Origin of the sequence: Mesorhizobium sp. ESP-6-2 (genome assembly GCF_020164675.1) — a bacterium.
Taxonomy (GTDB): Bacteria; Pseudomonadota; Alphaproteobacteria; order Rhizobiales; family Rhizobiaceae; genus Mesorhizobium.
The window spans coordinates 5,001-6,134 of sequence record NZ_JAIUGT010000018.1 but is presented as its reverse complement, the minus strand read 5'-3'; the positions used below and the strand labels follow the sequence as shown (position 1 = coordinate 6,134).

2 rRNA genes (1 of these 2 cut by a window edge) are annotated in these 1,134 nt (G+C 56.5%); both read right to left on the bottom strand.

The window, feature by feature from the left end:
* Positions 1 to 141: 141 nt before the first annotated feature.
* A 5S ribosomal RNA gene (gene rrf, locus LB532_RS29995) occupies positions 142 to 256 on the bottom strand.
* 202 nt (positions 257 to 458) lie between these two features.
* A 23S ribosomal RNA gene (locus LB532_RS29990) occupies positions 459 to 1,134 on the bottom strand; it runs 2,146 nt beyond the window's last position.

Below are 1,134 nucleotides of genomic sequence, written 5' to 3'. Positions count from 1 at the left end.
AATAGGTAGATGGCTCACCAAATGAAAGGGCCGCTTTCGCGGCCCGTGATCCCTTGGCGGGCCTGTTCGTGAAGAGAAGATTTCTCTGCATCCAAAAATCATTTCGATTTGTGGAAGTGAGACTGAACGTGCGTTTAGCAGACCTGGCAGCGACCTACTCTCCCGCGTCTTGAGACGAAGTACCATCAGCGCTGGAGCGTTTCACGGCCGAGTTCGGAATGGGATCGGGTGCAGCCGCTCCGCCATAACCACCAGGTCGGCAAAACGCACGTTGTTTTCGAGAAGCTGTTTTTGTGCCAAGGCGACGTTTTTTGCAGGTGCTTCGGGCGAAGCCCGCAAGCGCGACTGCGCGTCGCCGGTCGTCCGGCGCCCTCGCGGAGCATAAGCCCGTAAGGGCCGCTCATGCGTGAGCGCTGGCAAGACCATCTGACTTTGTCAGATGGGCATAAGGAATGAGAACGATCAAGCCGATCGAACTATTAGTACCGGTAAGCTTCAAGCGTTGCCGCTCTTCCACACCCGGCCTATCAACGTGGTCGTCTTCCACGGTTCTCAGGGAATACTCGTTTTAAGGTGGGTTTCCCGCTTAGATGCCTTCAGCGGTTATCCCGTCCGGATATAGCTACCCTGCTATGCGGCTGGCGCCACAACAGGTCCACCAGAGATCCGTCCATCCCGGTCCTCTCGTACTAGGGACAGATCCTTTCAATATTCCTACACCCACGGCAGATAGGGACCGAACTGTCTCACGACGTTCTGAACCCAACTCACGTACCGCTTTAAATGGCGAACAGCCATACCCTTGGGACCTGCTCCAGCCCCAGGATGCGATGAGTCGACATCGAGGTGCCAAACAACCCCGTCGATATGGACTCTTGGGGGTCATCAGCCTGTTATCCCCGGCGTACCTTTTATCCGTTGAGCGATGGCCCTTCCACGCGGGACCACCGGATCACTATGACCGACTTTCGTCTCTGCTCGACTTGTCAGTCTCGCAGTCAGGCAGGCTTATGCCATTGCACTCAGCGAACGATTTCCGACCGTTCTGAGCCCACCATCGCGCGCCTCCGTTACTCTTTAGGAGGCGACCGCCCCAGTCAAACTACCCACCATACATTGTCCCGGACCCGGATA